The organism is Idiomarina sp., assembly GCF_019431395.1.
In the GTDB taxonomy this organism is placed as follows: domain Bacteria; phylum Pseudomonadota; class Gammaproteobacteria; order Enterobacterales; family Alteromonadaceae; genus Idiomarina.
In genome coordinates this window covers 1,447,205-1,465,278 of the sequence record NZ_CP080268.1, presented here as the reverse complement: position 1 = coordinate 1,465,278, position 18,074 = coordinate 1,447,205, and the positions used below count along the sequence as shown (strand labels likewise).

Sequence of the window (18,074 nt, the reverse complement as noted above, 5' to 3'; positions counted from 1 at the left end):
GCAAGCTACGCATAATCAAATGCATCTTGTATAAATAAGAAGGCGATTGATTATGCGTTATTTGAAGAGCTTGGTTGTGGCGGCTACGGTGTCGCTGAGCCTGCCGGCGACGGCGTCAGCGCAGCAAGCATTGACTTATAAAGACCAGCAAAAACTGCACGATATCGCGGCGGCTGTGCAGGCGGACCGTATCGAAAAAGACATCCAGAAGCTGGTTTCTTTTGGCACCCGCCATACCCTTTCCGAAACTGAATCAGATACCCGCGGCATTGGTGCTGCGCGGCGCTGGATCTACGAAGAGTTTAAACGCATTTCCGCCGACTGTGGTGGCTGCCTGGAAGTCATGTACGTTACTGATATTATCGAAGGCGAAACTCGCATCCCGGATGCGACCGAAGTTAAAAGTGTTATCGCGATTCAGCGCGGTAAGACGGACCCGGGCCGTTATGTGTTGATGTCGGGCGATATCGATTCGCGGGTTAGCGACGTGATGGACTATACCTCGGATGCGCCGGGTGCTAACGACAATGCCTCGGGCGTTGCCGGCACCTTAGAAGCTGCGCGTGTTTTGTCGCAGTATGAATTTGATGGCTCAGTTGTATACGCTGCGCTGGCCGGCGAAGAGCAGGGTTTGTTTGGCGGTAAAATTCTGGCCGAGAAGGCAAAAGAGCAGAACTGGCGTATTCATGCGGTGCTGAACAACGACATGATCGGTAACATCGAGGGCATTAACGGCGTCATTAATAATACGACTGCGCGGATTTTTGCTGAGGGCACGCGCATGGATGAGACCGACCGCGAAGCAACCATGCGCCGCTTTTATGGTGGCGAAGTTGATTCACCGTCACGTAACGTCGCACGCTATGTGGATTTGATGGCTGACCGTTATATTCCTAACCTGGACACCATGATCGTGTATCGGCTGGACCGCTTTGGTCGCGGCGGACATCACCGCCCGTTTAATGATCTGGGTTACCCGGGTGTTCGTATAATGGAGACTAACGAAAATTATTACCGTCAGCATCAGGATCTGCGTACCGAAAACGGTATCGAGTACGGCGATACTATTGATGGCGTCGATTTTGATTACGCGGCTAAATTAACCGCACTTAATGCTGTTTCGCTTGCTGGTATGGCGTGGGCGCCGGAGCCGCCTCAGAACGTTGACATAGAAGGTGCGGTACAGCCGTCAACAACGCTTAAATGGGATGCCGCCAGTCAGGGCGAAGATGTTGCCGGTTATAAGATTTATTGGCGTTTGACGTCAGAACCACAATGGCAATGGAGCCGGTTTGTGGGCGATGTGACCGAATACACACTAGAGAACATCGTTATTGATAACTATATCTTTGGCGTCGCCAGTGTCAGCGAAGACGGCTTTGAAAGTCCGGTGGTGTTCCCCGGGCCGGCTGGCGAGTTCTCGATAGACTTTGAGGAAGAGGGCGATCAGTAATTCTACAGAAAAGAACACTAACGAGTTTTTACCACTACAACGTGATTGCACCGTCGGCTTTGAGCTGGAGTTTTCCGGGCTGTCGGTGCAGCAAACCCTCGATACCCTGCAGCATCAACTGCAGGGTCACATCCAACGCGTTTCGCTTGCTGAACGCACGATAACCCATTCTGAGTTGGGCGATTTCCAGATCGAACTGGACTGGAGTTACCTGAAAAAACTTGCCAAAGAACAGAGCGAAACCGGCGAGAAAGCCTGGTTGCAGGATTTACAGCAGCTGGCCGAAAAGGTGGTGCCGATGGAGGTGGTCTGCCCGCCGTTGACGCTGACGCAATGTGAGCAGTTACTACCGCTGGTGGATGCGTTGCGCGACGCCGGCGCGCGCGGCACCGACGAAAGCTGGATTGCGGCTTATGGCGTGCATGTGAATGCATCCGTGCCTATGGCTGATAATGGTGACGATGACGAGTCGATTTCGGCCGAAGTGATTCATCGTTATCTGCAGGCCTACGGTTTATTGCAGTGGTGGCTGTTTGACGCGCTGCAAGTGGATACCACCCGCAAAGTTAGTCCTTACATCGATAAATACCCTGAGAGTTATTTACGTGTGTTGTTGTCGCACGAATCGGTAGCCATGCCGTTATTGATTAGCGATTACCTGGAGCACAACGCGTCGCGGAACCGTGCGCTGGATATGCTGCCGCTGTTTGCGCATATCGACCCGGACCGGGTTTATAAAGCGGTTGGCGATGACAAAATAAAGTCGCGGCCGACCTTTCATTTTCGGTTGCCTAATTGCCACGTCGAGCGACCGGACTGGAACTTAACCGAGAGCTGGAAGGGCTGGTGGGTGATTGAGCAGTTGGCCAATGATGGTAAGGCATTGGCGTATTGGCGCGATGAGTTTTTAGCGTTAAGCCGTCCATTGATGGGCGTGAGCGAGAGCGATTGGAAGCGGAGAATGCAGGCATGGCTAGTCGACCGCGGGTGGTGGTAACCGGTAATGCACGGCGCTGGTCGCCGTCGTGGTGGTGTACCTGGCTGGCGCTGCGCTTGCTTGGCGCTTGCCCGCTGCGGGTAAGTGTGCGGCATCAGGTGTCGCCTGATGCTATTGATGCGGTGATTATTGGCGGCGGTGATGATATAAGCCCGTCGCATTATGAGCAGCAGCCGGAACCCGATGGCGAGTACGATCCGGATCGCGATGATTTGGAAATTAGCTGGATCCGCTGGGCGCTGGAGCATAATCGGCCGCTACTGGGCATTTGCCGTGGCTCGCAGTTAATTAACGTGGTTTTAGGCGGGGCGCTGAACCAAAACATCCGCGAGTTACGTAAATTGACCTATAACCGTCCCGGATTGTTGCCGACCAAGCAGGTGCGTTTAGCTGATGATTCTTGTATTGCTGCGGTATGCCGCAAGCAACGGCTGCGGGTTAACAGCCTGCATTCGCAGATTGTCTCGCGCACCGGCACGGACATGCGCGCCGTGGGTTGGGATCTTGACGGTTTTATTCAGGCGTCGGAGCATACACAGCGAGACGTGATTGGAGTTCAGTGGCATCCGGAGTATTTGTTTTATGTCCCGAGTCAGTTACGGCTTTTTCGCTGGTTGTTGGATTGCCGTTAGTTTAGTTTTAGTCAGTTGTTCCAGCCCTTCTTATCAGCCCACCAAGCCCTGGCACACTGCCGAGGGTTTTAAAAACTTGCATGGCGCCGAAAAAGATACCGGTTTTTTTGATTACTGGTATATGCGCTGGTTTGGTGACGTGGAGTGGAAGGATCAGGCCGAGCAGGCGCATTTAATCCCTGTGGCCGAGCCGGATTTAGCAGCGATTCAGTCGCCGGACCCGGACGAGCGGATCGTTACCTGGGTGGGGCATTCGACGTTTTTGCTGCAATACCAGGGCATGAATGTGCTGACCGACCCGATTTTTAGTGAGCGCGCGTCGCCGGTTAGTTTTGCCGGCCCATCGCGGTTAACTGAACTGCCATTATCACTGGACGAGTTGCCGCCGATTGATGCGGTGGTTATTTCGCATGATCACTATGATCACCTGGATGAAGCCAGCATTTTGGCGTTGGGCCCGGATGTGCATTATTACGTACCGTTAAAGTTAAAATCATGGTTTGTTGAGCTGGGTATTGCTGAGTCGCAGGTGACTGAACTGGATTGGTGGCAGAGTGCTTCGCTGGCTAGCGGTGATTTGTCTGTTTATGCAACGCCGAGTCAGCACTGGTCGGGACGGTCGTTGTGGGATCGGTTTGAGACCTTATGGGCCAGTTATGTGATTGATATTGGCGACTGGCGGGTGTGGTTTGGCGGTGATACCGGCTATAACGAGGTGCAGTTTAAGGAAATTGGCGAGCGCTTTGCGCCGGTCGATTTGGCTTTAAATCCGGTCGGCGCCTATTTACCGCGCTGGTTTATGGAAATGCCCCATGTTGACCCCTATCAGGCGACCTTGATTCACCGTGATATTGGTGCAAAACAAAGCGTGACCATGCATTGGGGAGCGTTCCAGTTAGCCGCGGAAGGCATTCAGAGAACCTTGGATGATATTGCGGCGGCGCGCGAGCAGGCGGGTCTGTCTGAGCAGGAATTTCAGATAATGGCAGTTGGCGAAACCCAACAGTTTTAGGTTTTTTCGAATATTTTTGATCTAAACCTGCATTAAATGGGTAAAACTCTTCGTTAAAATAGAATAATCAATCAATTTGGAGTTATTGATGACGATTGCCAACCGTCTTTATGCGGGTTTTGCCTTCATTATATTGTTGTTAGTCGCCACTACGGTGATTGGAACCTACCAGGTCGACGAAATTAATAAAACCCTGACCCGGGTTAACGAAGTCGGCAGCGAAAAACAACGCTATGCGATTAATTATCGCGGCTCAGTGCATGACCGCGCTATTGCCCTGCGTGATTTAGTGCTAACCGAAAGTGCCGCCGAGCGGGATGAATTTCGGGCGTTAATAGAAGAATTAGCGGCGGCCTATGATGATGCTGAACAGGGTATGGATTCGGTTATTAGTAATCCTCAGTATGTGAATAGCCGCGAAAAAGAATTGTTGGCGCGAATTGATGAGATTCAGCAGCGGGCGTTGGCGACGGCGGTTGAAGTTGAACGGCTGTTGGCCGCAGGGCAACGTCAGCAAGCGCAGGATTATGTATTGACGGACTTATCGCCGGCCTATGCTGAGTGGCTTAATCGGATTAATGACTTTATTGATTACGAAGAGGCGTCAATTGCAGATGGTGTCGACTCGGTATTGGAAGATAGTAATAACTTCACGACATTAATGTGGATTGTTACGGCGTTTGCGATTATTGCCGGTGCGGTAGTGAGTTATTTTATTGTGCGCCGCTTAACGCATACCATTGGTGGCGAGCCTGAAGAGGCGGTGGAAGTGCTGGAGCGCATTGCTGATGGTGATTTGACGGTATCGACTCACTCTAAGTATGAAGGCTCGATGATGGAGCAGGTGAACCGCATGGTTCGTCAGCTGCAGCGGTTGGTTAAAGAAGTGTCTGAGTCGTCTGATACCTTGTTAAATTCATCCGGCGAGTTGTCAGAGACCGCGGACAATAATTCGCAGCTGGTGATTAAACAACAGGACGAAACCACTCAGGGTGCTGCGGCAATTAACCAAATGTCGCAAACGGTGAGTGAAGTAGCCCGCCATACTAACGAAGCGGCACAGTTGGCTGACGAGACCGATCGTGAAACCCAGCAGGGCAGTGCCGAAGTCGATTCGACCATTCGCTCGATTGAATCGTTGGCGCATGAAGTAGAGAATGCCGCCGCGGTGATTACGCAGCTGAGTGATAATACCGAAGAGATTAATAAAGTGCTTGAGGTTATCGAGGGGATTGCTGACCAGACTAATTTATTGGCATTGAATGCGGCCATTGAGGCGGCTCGTGCGGGTGAGCATGGCCGTGGGTTCTCGGTAGTAGCTGATGAAGTTCGCGCGTTGGCGAATCGTACCCAGGAGTCGACGAAGAGCATCCAGACGGTTATTGGCACCATGAAAACCAGTGCGAGTGATGCAGTGTCGGTAATGGAACGCGGCCAGCAACAGGCGTCGGATAGTGTGGAGCAGGCGCGTCGGGCAGGGCAGTCGTTGCAGACCGTCAACGAAGCCGTCAAACGCATGACTGATATGAATGCGCAAATCGCCACCGCGGCGGAAGAACAAAGCTCGGTAGCGGATGAAATTAACGAAAACTTCCATAGTATTACCCAGGCGACTGAGCAGTCGGCTGCGGGTTCTGAGCAAGTTAGCTCATCCAGCCGCGAGCTAAATGAGCTGGCCAAGCGCTTAAGTGGCCAGGTGCGCCGCTTCCGGGTGTCGTAAAAGATGTATGAGTTTTAGCCTGTTAGCGCAAAATGACTTGAACTAACCGGCTAAAACCCCTAGTATAGCGGCCGTTCCGGAGAGGTGTCCGAGTGGCTGAAGGAGCACGCCTGGAAAGTGTGTATAGCGCAAGCTATCGAGGGTTCGAATCCCTCTCTCTCCGCCAATATATAAGAAAGAACCGCCCTTGAGGCGGTTTTTTTGTTTCTGCAGGCTATGGCTTTGGAGGCTTCGATGGGGCTCGCAGGCGACGGCGGGTTTTGCCCCCGCCGCTTCCCCGATCTCCCTTAAATCCCATCCCGAATTCAACCCCGCCCCCTAAAAACCCTTCCGCGATATCCGATATTTCGATGTCGATTTTAATCCGATATCCCCGGCAATTTTCGCTTTCTTGATTTTCAATTGGGGGATGAAAAAATGGAAACTCCAAAAATATTATCCCGCGGGTATGTATTTCGTCACCATGAATACCTACCAGCGTGAGCCTGTTCTTATAGAGCCTGATGTTCTTGCAGCGTTTCGGTGTGCGTTGAAGCGTGCGCGGGACAAATATCCGCTCGAGGTTCATGCGTGGGTGGTGATGCCGGACCATATGCATTTTGTTATTCGAACCCATCATATTGAACTGGGTCGATTTATTGCATGTTTTAAAAGCCATATGACGCGTGCGTTACCGAAATATTCATCTAAAAAGTATAATTTGAATGATAAATTTAAGCAGCGTCGAAGAGCGAAGCGGGGGAGCTTGTGGCATAAGGGATTCTATGAGCATTGGATTGCTGACCAAGCCGATTATCAGCGCTGTATTAAATATTGCGTTTATAATCCGGTAAAGCATGGCTACGCTAATCGGCCCTGGGAATGGCCGTATTCAACACTGCACGAATTTATCGCCAAAGGCCGATATCCGCCGGCATGGCGGAATTTGGTGGGGCAATAAATGTTTTGGGCATAAAATATTTTTTCTCCGTGGGCTCCGTGCCCTCCGTGGTTAAATCTTTGGTTCTTAATCATGTTAATCGTTTTGCCCGCGTTGCGACGTATATGAGACACTATGGTTTTAATGGGTAATGGAGGTCAGGTGGTTCCTGCCAGCAGTGATTTTTGGTTTCTGCCGCTCGGTGGTACCGGTGAAATCGGTATGAACATGAACCTTTACGGGCACGCGGGGCAGTGGCTGATGGTCGATTGCGGGGTGTCGTTTGACGAACCGCTCAATCCGGACGATGTCGGTGCCGCAAAACACGAGGTGGTGGCGCCTGATCCAAAATTTATCACCGACAATCTCGATTTACTGGCTGGGTTGATTATCACTCATGCGCATGAGGACCATATTGGTGCGGTTGAAGATTTATGGCCACGGCTGAAGTGCCCTATTTATACCACGCCCTATACCGCGGCGGTGTTACGGCGAAAGCTCAGTTATACCAATTTTGCCGATAAAGTGCCGATAATTGAAGTTAACGACGGCGAAACTGTCACCATTGGCGCTTTTCAGGCCACCTGGATCCGGTTGACCCATTCATTACCCGATCCTTATGGCATTTTACTGGAAACTCCCGCTGCCCGTGTCGTACATACCGGCGACTGGAAAATTGATCGTGACCCGGTGATTGGTGCGCCGATTGATGCCAGCGCGTTGCAACAGCTGGCGAATATCCCCATTGATGCGGTCGTTGGTGACTCTACCAATGCATTAAAACCGGGTTGGTCGGTGTCAGAAGCAGAATGTTTTGAGGGACTGCTGGCAGAAACCAAACGCTGCGAAGGGCGCGTGGTGGTCGGTTGTTTCAGTAGCAATATTGCCCGCCTGGTTACACTGGCTAAAGTGGCTGAGCGCGCCGGTCGGCGCATGGCGGTGTTTGGTCGCTCGTTAGAGCGGCACGTTGCCACCGCCAGAGCGTTTGGCCTGTGGCCGGATGATTTAGAGCTTATCACGCACCAGCACGTCGGCTATCTGCCGCCGCACGAAGTGATGGTGGTGGCTACCGGTTGTCAGGGTGAGCCGCGTGCTGCGCTATCGCGTTTAGCGGACGACTCCCATCCAATGTTGGCGATGGATAAAGGCGATACCGTCATCTTGAGCGCGATGGTGATTCCGGGCAATGAAGCGCCAATCGACACGATGAAGAAAAAATTCAGTGCCCGTGGTATCGCGGTTATCCAGAAGCATGACACTGAGTTGCCTATCCACGCCTCTGGTCACCCTAACCAGGAAGAGCTTAAGCAACTTTACCGTTGGCTTACCCCGGCGCTGGTTATCCCCACCCATGGCGAGCCGGAACACTTAAAACGTCACGCCGAGATTGCTCGCGAAATCGGCATTAAACGAACCCTGACAGGTGTCAATGGCGATTTGTTCCGCATTGCGCCTATCCCGAGTATCCGCCGTAAGGCCGTATCCACCGGTCGCTTTCCTATCGCACGTAGCTAGCAACCTCGGCGTTTTTACACAATGATGCGACCAAGGTCGAATTCCATATTTCCTGCCACAGCCTATGCTGTTATCAAGATGTTAAAAAATGGATTTGAGGTAGCAGTATGCAGGCTTATCACGAGATTTATACCGAAGCGCAGCAGGATCCTGAAGGCTTTTGGCTGGAGCAGGCCAAGCGGCTGGAATGGTTTAAGCAGCCGACTATAGGTGCGGCTGTTAAAAAGAACGGACTGGCGGACTGGTTCCCGGATGGTGAAATCAACGCCAGTTATTTGGCTCTGGATGCGCAGATTAATGCCGGTCGTGGCGATCAGGATGCGTTGATTTATGACTCGCCGGTTACCGGAAGCCTGCAAAAATATACCTTTAACGAACTGAAAGACGAAGTGGCGAAGTTTGCCGGCGTTATACAGTCGATGGGGGTAGAAAAGGGCGACCGCGTCATTATCTACATGCCTATGATACCCCAGGCGGCGATTGCGATGCTGGCGTGCGCCCGCGTTGGCGCGATTCATTCAGTGGTATTTGGCGGTTTTGCCGCGCACGAGTTGGCCATTCGCATTGACGATGCCGAGCCTGCCCTGTTGCTAACCGCGTCGTGCGGTATCGAAGGTAAAAAGACGCTGGCCTATAAACCTATCGTGGATAAAGCGCTGAAAGAAGCCGAAAAGCCGCCAAAAAACGTGATTGTCTTCCAACGTGAGCAAGAAACTGCCGAATTACAAGACGGTCGCGACCATGACTGGCAGCAGTTAATGCAAACCGCTCAGCCGGTTGATGCGGTGCCGGTAGCGGCGACGCACCCGCTGTATATTTTGTATACCTCGGGCACCACCGGACGACCAAAGGGCGTGGTACGCGACCACGGTGGTTATGCGGTGGCGCTGAATTTTTCTATGAACTATGTGTACGGACTGCAACCGGGTGAGGTGTTCTTCACCGCGTCGGACGTTGGCTGGGTGGTTGGCCATTCTTATATTGTTTATGGGCCGCTAATTTTTGGCTGTACCAGCATTTTGTACGAGGGTAAGCCGGTGAATACCCCTGATGCAGGAGCATTTTGGCGGGTTATAGAGCAGCACAAAGCCACTGCGGTATTCTCGGCCCCGACGGCTTTTCGGGCGATTAAAAAAGAAGATCCGCACGCGGAATACCTTAAAAAATATGACCTCAGTTCGCTGCAACGCATTTATATGGCCGGCGAGCGTTTAGACCCGGCAACTTACGAGTGGACCACCGAGGTAACCGGACGGCCGGTGTATGATCACTGGTGGCAGACCGAGTCTGGCTGGCCCATGTGTGCGAACCCGGTAGGCGTTGGTGCAACGCCGGTTAAACCGGGCTCATCGAGCCTGCAGGTACCGGGCTATGAAATTGCGGTGCTGGATACCATGGGTAAACCGGTAGCGGCCGGCGAAGAAGGCTCGATTTGTGTGCGCTTGCCATTGCCGCCGGGCTGTTTACCGACGGTTTGGGGCGACGAACAACGGTTACACGATAGCTATTTGAAGGCGTTTCCCGGTTATTATTGTAGTGGCGACGGCGGCTATATTGATGACGAGGGGTACGTGTTTATCATGGGCCGTACCGACGACGTGATTAACGTTGCCGGGCACCGCTTGTCGACCGGCGAAATGGAAGAAATCCTTGCTGCGCACCCGGCTGTTGCCGAGTGTGCGGTGGTGGGTACGCCGGATGATTTGAAGGGCGAGCTGCCCATTGGTTTGGTTATTTTAAAAAATGACGTGGATGTGGATCCGGCACAGTTGCAAGCCGAGTTAGTGCAAACCATTCGCAACGAAATTGGCGCGATTGCGTGCTTAAAAACCTTGTACGTGGTGCCAAAATTGCCGAAAACGCGTTCCGGTAAGATTTTGCGCCGGCTTATTCGGCAGTTATTGCAACGCGAGGATGTGGCGATTCCGTCGACCATTGATGATCCGAACAGCATCGAGGCGATACAGCAGAGCATTGCCGAGCAGCAAGGGTAAAGCAAATAGTGTAACTTTGCGTTTAACGCGCTAAAATGACGCCATTAAATTAAACCAAATTCAAAGGGTTATTAATGGCGTTGTCGATTGTAGCGGTCATCGTTGGTTTAGCGGTATTAGTTTGGAGTGCCGATCGTTTTGTTGATGGCTCGGCCGCGGTTGCAAGGCATCTGGGTATGCCACCGTTGATCATCGGTATGGTCATTATTGGTTTTGGTACTTCTGCACCTGAAATGGTGGTTTCTGCATTGGCCTCGTTAGATGGCAGCCCGGCGCTGGCGCTGGGTAACGCCTACGGTTCTAACATTACCAATATTGCGCTGGTATTGGGTTTAACCGCGGTACTTGCGCCGATCACGGTGCAATCCGGCGTGATCAAACGCGAAATGCCGGTATTAATCCTTATTACGTTATTTTCTGCGGCACTACTTTGGGACTTTAATATTACCGAGCTTGAGGCCTGGTTGTTGTTGGCAATTTTTGCCGTCTACATGGGCTGGTCGGTGTATTTGGGTGCTAAAGGCAAGCAGAATACGTTAGCGGCCGAATTTACCCAGGAGATTGATTCGCATCCGATGGCGATGAAGCCGGCGGTGATTTGGCTGCTGGTTGGCTTGGTGTTTCTGGTGTTGAGTTCGCGGGCGCTGGTGTGGGGCGCGGTGAATATTTCGCAGGCGCTGGGCGTCAGTGACTTGGTTATCGGCCTGACGGTAGTGGCTATCGGTACGTCACTGCCGGAACTGGCTTCAGCGATTGCCGCCGTGCGCAAAAACGAACATGATTTGGCGCTGGGTAACGTGATTGGCTCGAATATGTTTAATACCCTGGCGGTTGTGGGTATCGCCGGCACCATCCATCCGATTTCGTTAGAGCCTTTGGTGCTTTACCGTGACTGGGTAACCATGGCCGCGCTGACGCTGCTGCTATTGTTGTTCTCGCTGCGCATCAACCGCATCGGCCGCATCAACCGGATTCATGGTATTTCATTTTTGGCCATGTACATCGCCTATTGTATCTATCTGGTCTCTACGGGATTTGCACCGGCGCTGTAACTTGCGCCTTTGGCGCAAGGGCAGCACGAGTCGTGCCAAAGGCACGACCTACAGCTTTTCCAAGCACTATTGCAAATTGTTCGCATTTGCGCTAATCTGGCTTTAGCTAGAGAGGTGATTGCGAATGTATGTTTGTTTATGCAAAGGCGTAACCGATAAAACCATCAAGAAGGCGGTGGCGTGTGGTGATGTTGATTCCATGCGCGACCTGCGTCAGCAATATGGTGTGGCATCGCAGTGCGGGTGCTGCAAGCAGTGCGCGAAAGAAACCCTCAATGAGGCACTGGCCGAGCGCTCTACCGAAACTGCGAAAGACCTTGCCTTTGCCGCTAAAATTCCTGGATCGGTGTGCTACACTTAAGTTAATTTCATACACGAAATAGCTTAAGGAGTGCACCCTGATGAAAGGTGATGCAAAAGTTATTCAGCAGCTGAACAAGGTGCTGACCCTCAAATTAACCGCCATTAACCAGTATTTTTTGCATGCCCGCATGTATCAAAACTGGGGCTTCGAAAACCTCAATAAAATGATCTACAAAGCGTCCATCAACGAGATGAAGCACGCTGATGACATTATCGAACGCACTTTATTCCTGGAAGGCATGCCGAATCTGCAAGAGCTCGGTAAACTCTACATTGGCGAAGATCCGCGCGAGATGATTGAGCTGGACCACAAAGTTCAGTTTCAGGATGTTAATGCGATTCGCGATGCGGTTAAGGTGTGCGAAGAGCACCAGGATTACGTCAGCCGCGATATGCTGAACCACATTCTCGACAGCCAGGAAGAACACCTCGATTGGCTGGAAACGCAAATCGACCTAATGTCACGTCTGGGCAACGAACTTTACTTACAATCGCAGGTAGAAAAAGGGGAGTAGTATGAAGGCAGATAACAATGTTGTAGAGCAATTAAACCGTCTGCTGGCTTTCGAACTGACCTCGATTGATCAGTACACCTCGCACTCGCGCCAATACGAAGATTTCGGGTTGATGAAGCTATATGAGCGCATTAACCACGAGATTGATGACGAGCGCGGGCATGCCGACTTGTTGATCCGCCGCATCCTGTTTTTAGAGGGTGAGCCGGATATGACCACCCGCGAAAAGCACAATATTGGTCATAACGTGCGGGAAATGCTGGAAAACGATCTGCAACTGGAATATAACAACGCCAACACCTTACGTGAGGTAATTCAGTATTGCGAAGAAGTTCGTGATTACGTGACCCGTGACATGCTGATCGGCATTTTACGTGATACCGAAGAAGATCACGCGTATTGGTTGCGGATCCAGTTAGGCCTGATGGATAAACTGGGTGAGGAGATTTACCTACAGAGTATGAAATAAGCATGGCCTTTATTATCGATGCGTGGGATTTTAACCAGCAGCCGGCGAGTCGGGTTACGGACCTAACCGGTAAGCCGGTTGTTGGTTGTTGGTATCACCTGGAGCGGGATACCGACGGGCTTGAGGATTGGCTTAAACAGGCCGACATTCCGGAGCCGTTGATTGATGCGATGACTGAAGAAGACACGCGCCCGCGCTTTCAGCGCTTAAAAGAAGGTTTTGTGTTGTTGTTGCGTGGCGTGAACCTGAATCAGGGCGCCGCGCCGGAAGACATGTTGAGCCTGCGCATTTTATCCTACAAAGGCGTGATTTATACCTTCCGTAAGCGGCCGTTTAAGGCCATTACTCATATCCGTGAAAGCCTCGAAAAGCAGGACGGGCCGGATGATCTGAATGATTTTTTGGTGCACTTGGTCGAGCAGCTTAACCTGCGCATCGAGGATGTGATTGATGCGGTCGAGGTAAAAATCGAGGATATGGAGGCGGGAGGTTACGACAATACGGCTGTGCAGCAGCAGGAAATTAGCAAATTGCACCGGCGGTTGTTGCGTCTTAACCGCTTTGTGCGACCGCAGCTGGCGGCGTTAGATAAGTTCACTACAGAAAGTGAACGGAGCATGGATAATGAAATGCATCAGTGGCTGTTGAACGAGCGTGATACCACCCAACGTCTGCTTGAGCAGATTGATTTAATGCTGGAGCAGCTGTGGATGCAACGCGAACTGTTGCAGCAGGCGGTGGCTGAAAAAATGAACCGCAATACCTATTGGCTATCGGTGATCGCCGGGGTATTCCTGCCATTAAGCTTTTTAACCGGCGTGTTCGGTATCAATATCGGCGGCATGCCGGGCGTCGAAAACGAAGACGCTTTTGAGATTTTTACCTATGCTTTAGTCGTCATCGCGGTTATTGAGTTTTTGTTGTTGCGGCGGCTGCGATTTTGGTAGCTTTTAGCTGACTCTCCGGGGGAGGGAGCCTCCGCCCCGCCGTTACGCTCCCTGCGGTCGCTAAACCGGCGGGTACTTACGAGCTGCAAAGGCTCCTCTATATCGCGAGCATATTTCCATTTTTAGCGTGTTGGCGTTGAATTCGGGGGGATTTATGCCGGCTTTCGGCGGCGGGTTCTGGTCCGCCCCCGCCGTTGCGCTCCCTACGGTCGCTAAACCGGCGGGTACTTACGAGCTGCAAAGGCTCCTCTGCGTCGCGAGCATATTTCCATTTTTAGCGTGTTGGCGTTGAATTCGGGGGATTTATGCCGGCTTTCGGCGGCGGGTTCTGGTCCGCCCCCGCCGTTGCGCTCCCTGCGGTCGCTAAGCCGGCGGGTACTTATGATCTGTTCGCGTTCGCGGGAAATGCTGGCATTCGAGGTTTTAATGCCTTTCTGCGTTGAATTCTTTTTCTCTTTAATAAGATTTCTCCGTGCTCTCCGTGTCCTCTGTGGTGAAATCTTTTAAAAAAACACTCGATATCGAGGTGCTGTTACGGCCGTTGTGCTATTGAAGTTCGTAAGTAGCCGCCGGTTTAGCGAGGCGAAGCCGAGCGCACCGGCGGAGGCTAAGCCCCCCGTCGACTGAAGATCCAATTAATTAATCGGACAACTCGCGCACCGGCGGGGCGAAGCGCGCCGTCGACTGAGGACCCGCGCAATTAATCCGGCAATTCGCAAACATCTGAATCAAAGACGACGAGGTGGTCGAAGTCGTATTCGATGCCGACCTGGGCGCCGTTTTGCAGGGGTTGGTGTGAGGGGCCGACGGCCAGTACCTGGGAGGTGTCGGGTAGCTCCAGGGTGTAGAGATAGTGCGAGCCGCGGAAGCCGCGACCGGCGACTATGGCGGTTAATTCGGCGTCGCGCTTATCGGTGATTAAGACGTCATCCGGGCGCACTAAAAAGGTCACGTCGTGGTCGTCCTGTTCACACAAAATTTCGTGATCAATCACGCCCAGCGCGCAGTGCAGCTGATGTTCGCGGATCCGGCCTTGTAATAACACGCCGCGGCCGATAAAGTCGGCCACCAATTGATGCTCCGGCTCGTGATAAAGCTCGTAAGGGGTATTCCACTGCAACAGCTGGCCGGCGTACATCACACCGGCTTTGTCGGCCATAGCAAAGGCCTCCTGCTGGTCGTGGGTAACCAATAATGCCGTAATGCCTTCCTCTTTCAACAGCTGTCGCACATCCTGCGCCAACAACTCCCTCAGTTCCGCGTCCAGACTCGAAAACGGCTCATCGAGCAACATCAGTTGCGGCTTCGGCGCTAATGCGCGAGCCAGCGCGATACGTTGCTGCTGGCCACCGGATAGCTCGTGCGGGTAACGTTTTTGATAGCCATTTAAACCAATCCGTTGCAGTAGCTCTTTAATGCGTTGCTCCTGCGCATCGGCAGACAAGTGCTCAATACCAAAGCGAATGTTATCGGCAACGTTTAAATGCGGAAACAATGAAAAGTCCTGAAACATCATGCCGACCTGGCGCTGTTCCGTCGGTATCGACAGCGACGATGATGACACCGCCTTGCCCTGCAAAGAAATCGCACCACCGGAAACCGGGTTAAAACCGGCAATAGCACGCAACACGGTGGTTTTGCCACAGCCGGACGGACCCATTAAACAACCAATATCACCGGGTTCTAACGCGATACTCAGGTCATCGACGATGCGATGCCCGGCCAGTTCTATCGATACCTTGTCGAGTTTAAGGAACGCGCTCATTTAGTCTCCCGTCTTTATACTTTGGGTTTTTAACGCCCGCGATAACATCATCACCGGAATTAATCCGACCGCGACAATCATCAATGCCGGTGGCCCGGCGTCGGCCAGGCGCTCGTCCGACGCCATCTCGAACGCCCGCACGGCCAGCGTATTAAAATCAAACGGGCGCAGCACCAGCGTTGCCGGTAGTTCTTTCATGACATCCACTAACACCAATATCAGCGCCGCCAAAATAGAACTGCGTAATAGTGGTAAGTGCACACGCCACAGAATACGCCGCGGTGAGGCACCCAGGGTGCGTGCGGTATCGTCCATTTGTGGAGTAATTTGCTCCAGCCCCGAACTAACCGTCTGTAGCGATACCGATAAAAACCGTACGCTGTAAGCAAACAGTAGCGCCACCACGGTGCCGGATAGCAACAAGCCGGGATTAAAATCAAATGCCCAGCGGCTGAAATCGATAATGCGATGGTCCATCCAGGCCAGCGGCGATAACAAACCCACCGCGATAACGATACCGGGAATAGCGTAGCCAAGACCGGCAAGACTTACGGCAACCCGCAGCGGGCGGGTCGGGTGGCGGCGACGGCCATAGGCCAGCCATAACGCCAGCATCACCGTGATCATTGCAGCCAACAGCCCCAGCCACAGCGTATTTAAGGTTAACTGCCAAAACGATGGCTGGGTCCAGACCTCCGCGCGCTCGATGGACCACACCACCAATTCAAACGCCGGAATGATAAAGCCCAATACAATAGGCAGCCAACAAACCACAGCGGCGTAAACCGCATGTCGGCCGTGCAACGGTTTGCGTAGCGATTGACCATCGCTGCGGCGTTGATAAAACTTAGCGCGGCGGCGTGAATAGCGCTCGACTAGAATCAGCGCAATTACAAACAGTAATAAAATAGCCGCCAATTGCAGCGCGCCCTGAGTATCGCCGATGCCGTACCAGGTGCGGAAAATACCGGTGGTAAACACGGTAACGCCAAAGTATTCCATGGTGCCGTAATCGGCCAGTGTTTCCATCAATGCCAGGGTAACGCCGGTGGCAATGGCCGGTCTTGCTAACGGCATAGCAACACGCCAAAAGCTTTTCCAGGGGCCGGCGCCCAGGGTGCGTGCGCTTTCAAAAGCGGCCGTGGACTGTTGCATAAAGGCCGCACGGGTAATTAAATAAACATAGGGGTAGAGCACCACACAGAGCACGAAAATAGCGCCCGGCAGGCTGCGAATATTGGGGAACCAGTACTCACCTAATTGCCAGTCGAAGGCAGCGCGTAAAAACTGCTGTACCGGGCCGGCGTAGTCCAGCAAGCCGGTGTAGGTATAGGCGGTAATGTAGGCGGGCATCGCCAGTGGCAGTAATAACCCCCAGCTAACCCAACGCCAGCCGGGAAAATCAAATTGTGACACACACCAGGCACTGCTGACGCCCAGCACAGTCACGCCAATACCCACCGAAACCAGCAGGATCAGTGAATGGCCAACATATTCCGGGATCACCGTTTGCCATAAATGCGCCAGTGTATCCCATTGAGGATTTAACAAAGAAAGGGCCACCACAATTAGAGGTAACCCAATCAATGCCGCAACACCGAACAACAATAACGGGCCGCGGGTCATTAGCAACTCTCCTTAGAATTCAATGACTAAGGACTTATCTCCAGCCTGCGCGGTTCATCAGGCGCACGGCTTCGGCATTATTCTCGCCAAGGATGTCCATGGAAATGTCGTCTTGTTTAAAGTCGCCCCATTGTTGCAGAGTCTCGCTCCAGGCAACACCCTCCCGAACGGGGTACTCGTAGTTGGCTTCAGCATACCATTTTTGCGATTCTTCTGAGAGCAAAAATTCGATTAACTGCTTGGCCTCGTCGATATTTTTCGCGTGCTTGGTAACACCGATACCGGATACGTTAACGTGGGTACCGTTGCTATCCTGTGCCGGCCAAAAAACTTTTACTTTCTCGGCGGCTGATTTTTCTTCGGCGTCATCTGAATTCAGCATGTGGCCAAAGTAGTAGGTATTTGCCACGGCAATATCACAGACGCCAAAGGCGACGCCTTTGATCTGGTCACGGTCGCCACCTACCGGCTGGCGGGCAAAGTTTTCGACTAAGCCTTCGGCCCAGTTTTCGACGTTATCGGCACCGTGGTGCTCAATTAATGCAGCAACCAGTGACTGGTTATAAAGGTTGTTTGATGAACGAATACAAATGCGGTCGTTCCATTGTTCGTCGGCCAGCGACAGATAATCGCTCAACTGTGATGGGTCAACACGCTCCGGCGAGTAAAAAATTGGCCGTGCGCGCAGGCTCAAGCCCACCCAGTGATCATCATCAGAACGAAAATGTTCCGGTACCACCTGATTGATGCGTTGTGATGAAACCGGTTGGAAAACATCAGCCTCGACTGCCCGGTGCAGGGCGCCGGCGTCAACGGTCAGGAATAGATCGGCGGCAGTATATTCGCCTTCAGATTTTAACCGCGCCAATAGTGCATCGGAATTACCGGTTAATAAATTCACTTCGATGCCTGTTTTTTCGCTAAACTGGTCCAGCAAGGGTTTGATTAATGCCTCTTTACGCGACGAATAAACGTTAACTTCGGCGGCATTGGCTGCGACCGGCAATAAACTGGTCATGACACTGGCGACTGCGGCCAGCGTGAATGCTTTGTTAAAGAAAGTTGCCATAGAGAAACCTCTTGCTAATAATTTGC

The 18,074-nt window shown here is 52.4% G+C and carries 16 protein-coding genes and 1 tRNA gene; 14 read left to right on the top strand and 3 right to left on the bottom strand.

The genetic code is table 11. From position 1 onward, the window contains the following. Positions 1-52 precede the first annotated feature (52 nt). The 14 genes from KZ771_RS07200 to KZ771_RS07135 all read left to right on the top strand — a co-directional run bounded on the left by KZ771_RS07200 (position 53) and on the right by KZ771_RS07135 (position 13,588). A complete protein-coding gene (locus KZ771_RS07200; RefSeq protein WP_290654783.1) occupies positions 53-1,453 on the top strand; it encodes a M28 family metallopeptidase in 1,401 nt (466 codons plus the stop codon). Beyond that, a complete protein-coding gene (locus KZ771_RS07195; RefSeq protein ID WP_290654782.1) occupies positions 1,431-2,450 on the top strand; it encodes an amidoligase family protein in 1,020 nt (339 codons plus the stop codon). The genes KZ771_RS07200 and KZ771_RS07195 overlap by 23 nt, the downstream gene beginning before the upstream one ends. Continuing rightward, complete coding sequence (locus KZ771_RS07190; RefSeq protein ID WP_133540137.1) at positions 2,423-3,082, top strand: type 1 glutamine amidotransferase; 660 nt, start codon at positions 2,423-2,425, stop codon at positions 3,080-3,082. The genes KZ771_RS07195 and KZ771_RS07190 overlap by 28 nt, the downstream gene beginning before the upstream one ends. Further along, positions 3,033-4,094, top strand: a complete 1,062-nt coding sequence (locus tag KZ771_RS07185) for an MBL fold metallo-hydrolase (RefSeq protein ID WP_290654781.1) — start codon at positions 3,033-3,035, stop codon at positions 4,092-4,094. The genes KZ771_RS07190 and KZ771_RS07185 overlap by 50 nt, the downstream gene beginning before the upstream one ends. Before the next feature lie 88 nt (positions 4,095-4,182). Then, positions 4,183-5,814 (top strand): methyl-accepting chemotaxis protein, encoded by a 1,632-nt coding sequence (locus tag KZ771_RS07180; RefSeq protein ID WP_290654780.1) that lies wholly within the window; start codon positions 4,183-4,185, stop codon positions 5,812-5,814. 78 nt (positions 5,815-5,892) lie between these two features. Continuing rightward, positions 5,893-5,980 (top strand) — tRNA-Ser (locus KZ771_RS07175). A 243-nt stretch (positions 5,981-6,223) separates the two neighbouring features. After that, complete coding sequence (locus tag KZ771_RS07170) at positions 6,224-6,754, top strand: transposase (RefSeq protein ID WP_290654779.1); 531 nt, start codon at positions 6,224-6,226, stop codon at positions 6,752-6,754. A 201-nt stretch (positions 6,755-6,955) separates the two neighbouring features. Continuing rightward, on the top strand, positions 6,956-8,248 hold the full coding sequence (locus tag KZ771_RS07165; protein WP_290654822.1) for a ribonuclease J: 1,293 nt from the start codon (positions 6,956-6,958) through the stop codon (positions 8,246-8,248). Between the two features lie 107 nt (positions 8,249-8,355). After that, complete coding sequence (locus KZ771_RS07160; protein WP_290654778.1) at positions 8,356-10,242, top strand: acetate--CoA ligase; 1,887 nt, start codon at positions 8,356-8,358, stop codon at positions 10,240-10,242. 74 nt (positions 10,243-10,316) lie between these two features. Beyond that, entirely contained in the window at positions 10,317-11,294 is a 978-nt protein-coding gene (locus tag KZ771_RS07155; RefSeq protein ID WP_133540132.1) for a calcium/sodium antiporter, read from the top strand. A 124-nt stretch (positions 11,295-11,418) separates the two neighbouring features. After that, positions 11,419-11,655, top strand: coding sequence for a (2Fe-2S)-binding protein (locus KZ771_RS07150; protein ID WP_290570112.1), 237 nt, complete (start codon positions 11,419-11,421; stop codon positions 11,653-11,655). A gap of 40 nt (positions 11,656-11,695) precedes the next feature. Next, complete coding sequence (bfr, locus tag KZ771_RS07145) at positions 11,696-12,172, top strand: bacterioferritin (protein ID WP_133539012.1); 477 nt, start codon at positions 11,696-11,698, stop codon at positions 12,170-12,172. Position 12,173: 1 nt separating this feature from the next. After that, the gene (gene bfr, locus KZ771_RS07140; protein ID WP_290654777.1) at positions 12,174-12,641 is read left to right on the top strand and encodes a bacterioferritin; all 468 of its coding nucleotides are present in this window, start codon (positions 12,174-12,176) and stop codon (positions 12,639-12,641) included. Between the two features lie 2 nt (positions 12,642-12,643). Further along, positions 12,644-13,588, top strand: coding sequence for a CorA family divalent cation transporter (locus KZ771_RS07135; protein ID WP_133539014.1), 945 nt, complete (start codon positions 12,644-12,646; stop codon positions 13,586-13,588). A gap of 700 nt (positions 13,589-14,288) precedes the next feature. On the opposite strand, the gene KZ771_RS07130 is transcribed toward KZ771_RS07135, so the two are convergent. The 3 genes from KZ771_RS07130 to KZ771_RS07120 are packed head-to-tail and all read right to left on the bottom strand — an operon-like array spanning position 14,289 to position 17,997. Next, on the bottom strand, positions 14,289-15,353 hold the full coding sequence (locus KZ771_RS07130; protein ID WP_290654776.1) for an ABC transporter ATP-binding protein: 1,065 nt from the start codon (positions 15,351-15,353) through the stop codon (positions 14,289-14,291). Then, complete coding sequence (locus KZ771_RS07125; RefSeq protein ID WP_133539016.1) at positions 15,354-16,979, bottom strand: iron ABC transporter permease; 1,626 nt, start codon at positions 16,977-16,979, stop codon at positions 15,354-15,356. It abuts the gene before it with no gap. A gap of 34 nt (positions 16,980-17,013) precedes the next feature. Continuing rightward, positions 17,014-17,997: a Fe(3+) ABC transporter substrate-binding protein gene (locus tag KZ771_RS07120; RefSeq protein ID WP_290654821.1), complete on the bottom strand. Its 984-nt coding sequence runs from the start codon at positions 17,995-17,997 to the stop codon at positions 17,014-17,016. Between the last annotated feature and the right edge of the window lie 77 nt (positions 17,998-18,074).

Coding starts and splice junctions, on each gene's coding strand:
- KZ771_RS07200 (WP_290654783.1), top strand. CDS start 53: ATGCGTTATTTGAAGAGCTTGGTTGTGGCGGCTACGGTGTCGCTGAGC.
- KZ771_RS07190 (WP_133540137.1), top strand. CDS start 2,423: ATGGCTAGTCGACCGCGGGTGGTGGTAACCGGTAATGCACGGCGCTGG.
- KZ771_RS07185 (WP_290654781.1), top strand. CDS start 3,033: ATGTCCCGAGTCAGTTACGGCTTTTTCGCTGGTTGTTGGATTGCCGTT.
- KZ771_RS07180 (WP_290654780.1), top strand. CDS start 4,183: ATGACGATTGCCAACCGTCTTTATGCGGGTTTTGCCTTCATTATATTG.
- KZ771_RS07170 (WP_290654779.1), top strand. CDS start 6,224: ATGAAAAAATGGAAACTCCAAAAATATTATCCCGCGGGTATGTATTTC.
- KZ771_RS07165 (WP_290654822.1), top strand. CDS start 6,956: ATGAACATGAACCTTTACGGGCACGCGGGGCAGTGGCTGATGGTCGAT.
- KZ771_RS07160 (WP_290654778.1), top strand. CDS start 8,356: ATGCAGGCTTATCACGAGATTTATACCGAAGCGCAGCAGGATCCTGAA.
- KZ771_RS07155 (WP_133540132.1), top strand. CDS start 10,317: ATGGCGTTGTCGATTGTAGCGGTCATCGTTGGTTTAGCGGTATTAGTT.
- KZ771_RS07150 (WP_290570112.1), top strand. CDS start 11,419: ATGTATGTTTGTTTATGCAAAGGCGTAACCGATAAAACCATCAAGAAG.
- bfr (WP_133539012.1), top strand. CDS start 11,696: ATGAAAGGTGATGCAAAAGTTATTCAGCAGCTGAACAAGGTGCTGACC.
- bfr (WP_290654777.1), top strand. CDS start 12,174: ATGAAGGCAGATAACAATGTTGTAGAGCAATTAAACCGTCTGCTGGCT.
- KZ771_RS07135 (WP_133539014.1), top strand. CDS start 12,644: ATGGCCTTTATTATCGATGCGTGGGATTTTAACCAGCAGCCGGCGAGT.
- KZ771_RS07130 (WP_290654776.1), bottom strand. CDS start 15,353: ATGAGCGCGTTCCTTAAACTCGACAAGGTATCGATAGAACTGGCCGGG.
- KZ771_RS07125 (WP_133539016.1), bottom strand. CDS start 16,979: ATGACCCGCGGCCCGTTATTGTTGTTCGGTGTTGCGGCATTGATTGGG.
- KZ771_RS07120 (WP_290654821.1), bottom strand. CDS start 17,997: ATGACCAGTTTATTGCCGGTCGCAGCCAATGCCGCCGAAGTTAACGTT.